This is a genomic window from Myxococcus sp. CA023, assembly GCF_010998615.1.
GTDB lineage: Bacteria > Myxococcota > Myxococcia > Myxococcales > Myxococcaceae > Myxococcus.
Map to the genome: position 1 here is coordinate 1 of NZ_JAAEAH010000146.1, position 8,667 is coordinate 8,667.

Genomic DNA, 8,667 nt, shown 5'->3' on the forward strand with positions numbered 1-8,667 from the left:
CTCCCTCCCCCTCAACAGGGCCCCCATTCCTCTTATGCGCGCGTGACGTCGCCACGCGCTATCGGGACGAGCACGAATCCGCCCCCGCCAACCGCAAGGACTTGTTCGAAGGCTCCATCAACCAGCACTGGGCATCGGGTGTGCGGCTGGGCAGCTGGATGGGAGACGCCGGCTTCGCCGCACGCGAGGTCTGCCCAGCGGAGTACGAGCGGATGGCCGAGACCAAGAAGCTGGCAGCATAGTCAACCTGTCCACCGAACCGGAGCAGGCCCAGTTGCCGCCTCGGGACTTTCACCCTACGGGTCCATGAGTTCCTCCAGGCATCACACAACTTCCCTGACACAGGGGGGGAAGTGTCGAGCCCGAGACGTTTCTGCTCTCGCGGCGAGGTAGACTCCTCGCGCCCATTCACGCGGCTTGGCGCCCGTGCATCCGCTGTCGGAGGGGGACATGAAAGACATGGGAACTCATCAGTGGCGACCGCTCTGGCTCGCCGCCACGCTGGCCGTGTTCACGGCCTGTACGCAGACGGAATCAGCATCCTCGGAGCCGGAGACGGTTGTGCTCGGCACGTCCTCCGCCGCGCTGTCGTTCGGGACTCCCGCGCTCGTGCGGGATTTGCGGACGCGTGCGCCTGAACCGCCCACCTGGGGGCCACCCGGGAGCCAGCCGGCGGAGTTCGTGAAGGTCGGCGACACGCTCTTCTTCACTGCGACGGAGGCCAGCAGCGGACTCGAGCTGTGGAAGAGCGACGGCACCCCCGAGGGCACCCAGCTCGTTCGGGATATCAATCCAGGCCCCGCCTCCTCCTACATCACCGGGCTCACCGTGGTGGGCGAGCATGTCTACTTCTCCGCCTACGAGGCCTCCCGTGGGCAAGAGCTGTGGAAGAGCGACGGCACCCCCGAGGGCACCGTCATTGTCAGGGATATCTACCCTGGCATCGAATCCTCCGGTCCCAGCAGCCTGCGGGCCTTCAACGGCATGCTCTACTTTGGTGCCGGGAATGCCAGCGTGAACTACGGACTCTGGCGAAGTGATGGCACCGCGGAGGGCACCGTTCCCATCTGGGGCGGCGCGCCGATGGGCTTCTGGTTCAACTCCGACCTCGTCACCGTCGCGGGCACCCAAATCTTCTTCACGGTGCTTAAAGAGGCCACCGGCAACGAGCTGTGGCGGACCGACGGAACGCTCGAGGGCACCCGCTTCGTTCGCGACCTCCTCCCGGGCAGCGGGGTCAGCTACATCGAGAAGCTCTGGAGCGTGGGCGACCGCGTCTTCTTTGTCGACCATGCGGCCGGGCAGCGACATCTCCTCTGGACCAGTGACGGCACGGAAGAGGGCACGCGAGTCGTCTATGACGCAACGCCCTGGGCCTCGCCCTATGACGCCCCCATCAAGGCCATGGCGGTCATGGGCGAACGGCTCTACTTCGCCGCGCTGGGCGCCGACGACGGCGCCAACGTGGGTTTCGAGCTGTGGACGAGTGATGGCAACACGTCATGGCTGGTCAAAGACATCGACCCGGGCGAGTTCGGGAGCGAGCCGGCGGAGCTCACCGCCGTGGGCAACCTGCTCTACTTCAGCGCGCATGAGGGCCGCACCGGCGCTGAACTCTGGAAGAGCGACGGCACGGAGGAGGGCACCCAGCGTGTCGTCGACCTCGCTCCAGGCGACTTCGTGAGCGCCTATCCCACGGGGTTGTTTGGCGTGGGCAACGAGGTCTACTTCACCGCGAGGGGGCCTTCGGGCGCGGGGCTGTGGAGGAGCGACGGCACCGCCGAGGGCACGGTGCGGGTGAAATACCTCCATGGACGGGTGAGCGGCACCCCTCCTGAAGAGATGCTCGCCGTCGGCGACATCCTCTACCTGGCGGCCACGGACGGCACCGCGGGTGTGGAGCTGTGGAGGAGCGACGGCACGGAGGCGGGCACGTACCAGGTGAAGGGCATCCTCGTCACGACAGCTGACTCGAGCCCTCAGTCCCTCACCCCCTTCAACGGGGGCCTGGCCTTCACTGCGGACGTGGAGAACCTCGGACGGGGGCCGTGGGTGACGGATGGAACCGCCTCTGGAACCCGCTTCCTCATGGACACGTCCCCGACCGCCGCGAGGTCCAACCCCGCGCAGATGCTCGTGCTCAACGGCGCCCTCGTGTTCGACGCGCTCACCTATGCCAACGGCAGGGAGCTGTGGACCAGCGACGGCACACCCGCGGGGACCCGGCTCCTCGTCGACATCCGGCCCGGCGCCGGCCTCTCCAGCGAGCCGCAGAACATGACCGTCATCGGTGACCGGCTCTACTTCGCCGCGAACGATGGTCAGACAGGCCTGGAGCCTTGGACCAGTGATGGAACCGCCGCTGGCACCCGGCTCCTCAGGGACCTCAATCCGTCGTCGGCCAGCTCCCTTCCCGGTGGCTTCGAGATGTTCAAGGACCGGGTCTATTTCTCGACAAGGAATGCATCGATTCCGGCACTCGCGACGACCGATGGCACGACGGATGGAACGGCGTTCGTGAGGAACCTCACCACCTACCTGGGCTCGACCTTCGTGGCCATGGAGGACGCCTTCCTCTTCACCGCGGCCGTCACCAACTCCAACGACTACGAGCTGTGGAGGAGTGATGGCACTGCCGCGGGAACACAGCTCGTCCGGAACATCGGCGAGGACAGTCATTTCTCGATGGGCGGCAGTCCGTCCTACCTGACGATGCTCGACGGCGTGGTGTACTTCCGCGCCGAGGAGTCCATGGGGCGGCATCACCTGTGGCGCAGCGACGGCACGACGGCCGGCACCTCGCGGGTGATGGCGCTTCCGGTGGGGCAGGGCAACTTCAACCCGCGCCACCTCACGGTGTCCAACGGCATCCTCTTCTTCCAGGCGCATGACCCGGAGGGCGGCACCGAGCTGTGGCGGAGCGACGGCACGACGGAGGGCACCCGGCGGGTGAGGGACATCCACCCTGGCCCCACTGGCGGCATCGCCATTCAGCCGATGCTGGCGCTGGAGCCCGAAGGGCTCGTCCTGTTCACCGCTTCGGATGGGCTCTCCGGCATGGAGCCCTGGGTCTCCGACGGCACCGAGGCGGGGACCCGGCGGCTCGCGGACATCGCCCCGGGCGCCTTCTCCTCCAACCCCCGGCTCTTTACGCGCGCGGGAGACACCCTCTACTTCGTCGCGAATGATGGAACCACCGGCGACGAGCTGTGGCGCGTGGAGATGGACACCACTCCGGACACCACGCCGCCCACGGTGACCTGCCCCGCTTCGCTGACCGTGGAGGCCCAGGCCGACTCGGGCACCTCCGTGAGCTATCCGCCCGCGACCGCCACCGATGATGGCTTCGGCGAGCCGCTTCTTTCGTACAGCCACGACGCCGGGACGCTGTTTCCGCTGGGGCGGACTGCTGTCACCGTCACCGCCACGGATACGGCGGGCAACACCGCGACGTGCTCCTTTGACATCACCGTGCAGGACACCATCGCGCCAGCGCTGAGCTGTCCCGTGGACGTCACCGTGGAAGCCACCAGTGCCTCGGGCGCCACCATGAGTTATCCGCCTGCCACTGCCTCGGATGCCGTCACGAGCGCGCCCCAGGTCAACTACAGCCATCCATCGGGGACTCAGTTCCCGGTGGGGGGGACGACCGTCACCGTCACCGCGACGGACGCGGCCGGCAACGCGGCCTCGTGCACGTTCGTGGTCAGTGTCCGGGACAACATGCCGCCGGAAGTGACCTGTCCCGCGAACGTCTTCGCCGAGTCCACCAGCGCCGCGGGCGCCAGCGTCAGCTACCCGCCCGCCACCGCCTCGGACGCGTCCAGCCCGCCGGTGACGCTCGCCTACAGCCAGGCCTCAGGGAGCTTCTTTCCGTTCGGAGTAACCACCGTCACCGTCACGGCCACGGATGCCTCGGGCAACAGCGCCGCCTGCGACTTCTCGGTGACGGTCCGCGACACCACGGCTCCGAGCCTGACGTGTCCCTCGGATGTCATCGCCGAGGCCACCAGCGCCATGGGCGCGACCTTGGAGTACGCGCCCGCCGTTGCCTCCGACGCGGTCACCGGCTCGCCGGTGCTTGTCTACAGCCAGGGCTCGGGCACGCAATTCCGTCTCGGAGGAACGGAGGTCACCGTTACCGCCCGAGATGTGGCGGGCAATGAGGCCACGTGTCGCTTCACGCTGACCGTGCGAGACACCACGTCACCGGAGGTGACCTGCCCGGCGGACCTCACGGCGGAGGCCGAGGACGCCAGCGGTGCGTCTCTTTCCTTCACGCTTCCGAGCGCGCGGGACACCGTCACCGCTGCACCCGAGGTTTCCTCCAGCCACGCGCCGGACAGCCGCTTCCCGCTCGGGATGACGCCCGTCGCCGTGATGGCGCAAGACGAGGCGGGCAATGCGTCCTCGTGCAGCTTCTCCGTCACGGTGCGCGACACCACGCCGCCCGCCATCATCTGCCCCGCGGACATCACCCTCAGGTCATCTGGCGCCCGGGGCGCCACGGTCACCTTCGAGCCCGCGACGGCCACCGATACGGTGACCGCTTCGCCGCAGGTGAGCTACAGTCTCCCGTCTGGCAGCGACTTCCCCCGGGGCACCACGTCTGTGGTGGCCACCGCGGTGGACGAAGCGGGCCTGTCCGCCGAGTGCACCTTCCACGTGACGGTACGTCCGCCCGCCACCGTTCCGGCCACTGATAACGAACTTGGCTTTGGGTGCGCTGCGGGAGGCACCGGTGGTGTCGGAGGTGCGTGGCTCCTACTCTTGGGCAGTGCTGTCTTCATTCAGCGGCGTCACCGGCGCGCATGATGAAGCCTGCGCGCCCTCCCGAACCGGGAGGGCGCGCTGACGCGGTGAGCGTGCGGGCCGCAGGTCACATCCCCAACTGCTTCACCCACCTCCTGTTCCGCCGTCTCCATCTCCAACGCGAGCTGGCAGCCTCGCGTACCGGATGAAGCATCCGCTGCCCGACGGCACCACGCGCCTCTTCTTCACCGGGCTGGAACTCCTCCTTCGTCTGACGTCGCTGGTGCCTCCGCCTCGGACAAACCTCACAAGGCTCCACGGCATCTTCGCTCCAGGCGCGAAAGTGCGGCCAATTCTGCTCCCTCAAGCGGGCGCGGAGCCGGGGCTGGAGGAGGAGAGCCCGGCCCAGGCTGCGACGGTGGAGTCAACGCTCGAGCGCACGCCGCGATTGGATTGGGTGGGCCTGCTGCGCCGGACGTTCACGCTGGATGACTTCGCCTGCTCTCGGTGTGGCGGGCGCAGGAGGGTGCTGGCACACCTGACGGCCCCCGGTGGGGAGCGCGCCATTCTGGAGCACCTGGCATTGCCCTCGCGGCACGCGAAGTTAGCCCCGGCATAGGGTCCACCCCAGAGCGCGTGGTGTTGAGCCGTAGCCTCCACAGTGACATGTAAGCCCACGCCCGTGTGGCCTGCCGCCTGGATGGGCCGCTTGGACCCGCATGAGCCCCGGGGGGGCGACACAGCCTCTGCTCCGGCCCGGCACACAGCCCGCGCGTCACCCTCCCGCGGCCCTTCTTGGCTCCCTCTCCACCCGCCCGCCGCCCTCAACAGGGCTCCTATCCGTCCTATGCTCTCCATCATTCCTGGGTTCCCTCTCGATACGATCTACTGGGGCCGTACCGGAACGGTGGTGAGTGGCTCTCCCGTTTCGCTGGGGGAGGTGGACTGGAACGAGAACGGCACCATTCAGTCCGTGCCCTACGACTTGGACATCAACTACTTCACCCCCAAGGATTGCATCGACGGGACGAAGACCGTGCTCACCGGTCATGAGGATTGGTCCAACCTCCGCTTCGATTTCCGCGCCTACAGTGACGGGAACATGGCGGTAGCGGGTGCACTGCCCGCCGGGGAAATGGACCCAGAATCACTCTTTGCCACGGGTGCATCGCTGGACTCCGACGGCGATGGTGTCGCCAATGCGGACGACAACTGCATCGTGACCGCGAACCCGGGACAGGCGGACCTCAATGGCAATGGATTCGGGGATGCCTGCGAGCCTGCCTCCGCCGCGACCGACTTGTCAGCGACGATTTCCGCCTCGCCATCGACGGCACAAGTGGGCTCCAACCTCACGCTGACGCTCACCGTGACAAATGGCGGAACCAGTCCCGAAGGTCAGGTCTTCCTCTCACAGGTCCTGCCCGACGGCGTGACCTTCGTCTCTGTGACGTCCTCGCAGGGAAGCTGCCAACGCAACGGTTCGGCGGCAGGCTGTGATCTGGGGCATTGGGCGCGAGCGCCAGCTTGACCGTGACGGTGGTCTTGCAGCCGCTGAGCATTGGGAGCATCACCACCTCCGTGGAGGCCACCGGGTCGCTGGTGGACATCAATGATGCGAACAACACCGCGGACTTGAGCATCACCGTCATCCCCTAGGTGCTCCGAAGTAAACGGGTCCATCCGTGGCGAGCGACGGTGGGCCCTCCCCGGTGGACATCGGTCCAAGTCCGATGTCCACCGGGGGCTCCTATTCCCCCTAGTCAGCGAGGCCGTCGGTGAGACTGGAATCAAAGGTGCGAAGGGGGTTGAGAACAGCCGCATTGCTCCTGCTCCTCGCCGGAGGATGCCGGAGCCCATCCCTGCTCACCGACGGGCGAACCCATGAAGCCCTCCCCGGACAGGAAGCCTCGCCCGCCAGGCGCATGGGCGGAGGGCCCTGGCTGCTTCAGGTCCGCAAACAGGACTTGTGGGTCCGCACCCCTGCTGGGGACAGCGAGTACGCACTGACACGGACCGGGCGGGTGGTGGCCACCCGCCCCTACGGAAACGGGCTGGGATGGAGCGGCGTCGCCATCTCTCCCGATGGGCGCCAGGTGGCCTATGTCGAACGCCCGGAAGCGCAGGAGCACGAATCCCCGGGCCGATGGGCCCTCCTGTGGATCGTCAATTCGGATGGCTCGGGTCGACGCATGCTGCTGGACCTTCGCGAGCACGCGCTGACTCCGGGGCCGTTCCGCGCGGGCCCCATCCTCTGGTCCTCGGATGGCGCCCGGATCGCATTCTCCCTGGAGTCCTTCGCGCGAACCGGTCCGGAGTCGCGGTCCTGCCCGCTCGCGGGGGTCCACACGGTGGAGGTGGGTTCGGGCAAGGTGGAGCGGCTCTTCGAGAGTCCAACGCACGGGATGCTCACCCCCCGAGGGTGGAGCGCACAGGGGACCGTCTCCTTCTCGCTGCTCTCCTGTGAGGCAACCGCCGAGGTTGGGAAGGACGGCCGCTTCTTCGAATTCGAGCCAGGAAGAGGCATACGAGACACGCACGCGCGCGGTGCGGTTTCCTCCGACGGGGTGCATACGCTCCTGCTGCCATCGACACCGGAAGCCGGGGTTCCCACCGCATTGCTGGATGGAAGGAAGGTGGATGCCCCTTCCGAGGTCGACACCCGACTCCTGCGCCACGTGGCCTGGATGCAGCACCAACCCGTGGCCTATCTCACGACCTACTCAGGACAGCCTCGCTCCTGCGCCTTCGACCGTGTGCCCGCGCCAGCGCTCTTCCAGGCGAACTTCGACGCGTCGCGACCGGGCATCGAGCCGAGAACGGGACTGGGTGGACTCATGGTCCTCGCGTTCTCACCCGACGACGCACACGTCCTCGCCGCGACGGTCCTGCTGCGCTCCCAGGCAAGCGAGGTGTGCTGGCCGGACACCTTCGATTCGCTCCTGGTGATGGAACGCGTCCAGTTGGAGAACAGCCCCACCCTGACCGCGCTCTCCGCTTCCAGCATCCGGCTCGACGTGCCGGCATCGCAGATGGGACCAGAGCTTCAGGGCTTCGTGGGCTGGGTGCGGTAGCACTCGAACCCACGAAGAACGCAATTTTTCGGCTCGGCCTTGCAAGTAACGCCTCACTACCATGCGCTGGTGCCGGAAGGCGTCTTCGTGCCGGGGGAGGGCGGCGTGCGCTTCGAGGCGTTGCCGCCGCCCACGCAAGGACCTGCATGCCAACGACAGGCAGGGACTGGAACGGCGATGCCGCTACGGGGCGCGCGGTGCGCTGGCGCTGGAGCGGCTGTCACGAGCGGAGGACGGCCGCATCGCCTATCGGATGAAGCGCCCGCTGCCGGACGGCACCACGCACCTGCTCTTCACCGGGCTGGAACTGTTACGGCGTGTAGCGTCCCTGGTACCTCCGCCACGGGCAAACCTCACGAGATTCCACGGCGTCTTCGCTCCAGGCGCCAGACTGCGGCCATTTCTGGTCCCTCAAGCAGGTGCGCAGGAGGCGAGCGCGGGGCTTGAGGCAGCGGCCAGGAAGGAGCGGGTGAAGGAGAGGACACCGCGAGTGGACTTTCGCCGAGTTGCTCAGGAGGACGTTCGACTTCGACGTGTTCGCCTGCGCGAGGTGTGGAGGAAGGCGGCGGGTGTTGGCGAACGTGAAGGGGGCCCCCGGGGAGCGGGCGATTGTGGAGCACCAGGGCTTGCCCACGGCCTGTGCGAGGTTGGCCCCGGCACGAGGGCCACCCCAGGCCGTGTGGTGTTGAGGCTCAAGACAGCCACCAGGCCGGCGGCTCCTGCCACGCACCTGATGGGAGCGCGGCCTGGGCAGGCGTGTGCCCCAAGGGGGCTCAAGCGGCCTGTCCACCGGCCGGGAGCATCACTCGGGCGGCCCCGTCAGCGGCCCTCCTCGGCCCCT

7 protein-coding genes are annotated in these 8,667 nt (G+C 67.6%); all 7 read left to right on the top strand.

Annotated elements, in window-relative coordinates; all coding sequences use genetic code 11:
- Positions 1-242 (top strand): hypothetical protein (locus F8M74_RS36545; RefSeq protein WP_162295147.1); only part of this gene is annotated, 242 nt, incomplete at its 5' end.
- A gap of 208 nt (positions 243-450) precedes the next feature.
- A complete protein-coding gene (locus F8M74_RS36550) occupies positions 451-4,815 on the top strand; it encodes an ELWxxDGT repeat protein (protein ID WP_141258906.1) in 4,365 nt (1,454 codons plus the stop codon).
- 76 nt (positions 4,816-4,891) lie between these two features.
- On the top strand, positions 4,892-5,371 hold the full coding sequence (locus tag F8M74_RS38315) for a transposase (protein ID WP_228560907.1): 480 nt from the start codon (positions 4,892-4,894) through the stop codon (positions 5,369-5,371).
- A gap of 228 nt (positions 5,372-5,599) precedes the next feature.
- Entirely contained in the window at positions 5,600-6,283 is a 684-nt protein-coding gene (locus F8M74_RS36560) for a DUF11 domain-containing protein (RefSeq protein ID WP_228560901.1), read from the top strand.
- Positions 6,284-6,285: 2 nt separating this feature from the next.
- Complete coding sequence (locus tag F8M74_RS38505; RefSeq protein ID WP_255470984.1) at positions 6,286-6,411, top strand: hypothetical protein; 126 nt, start codon at positions 6,286-6,288, stop codon at positions 6,409-6,411.
- A 164-nt stretch (positions 6,412-6,575) separates the two neighbouring features.
- Positions 6,576-7,826 carry a hypothetical protein gene (locus F8M74_RS36565; RefSeq protein WP_228560903.1) on the top strand — a complete coding sequence of 417 codons (1,251 nt, stop codon included), beginning with the start codon at positions 6,576-6,578 and terminating at the stop codon, positions 7,824-7,826.
- Positions 7,827-7,887: 61 nt separating this feature from the next.
- Positions 7,888-8,667: transposase (locus F8M74_RS38320; protein ID WP_228560905.1), on the top strand; the 780-nt coding region annotated here is incomplete at its 3' end.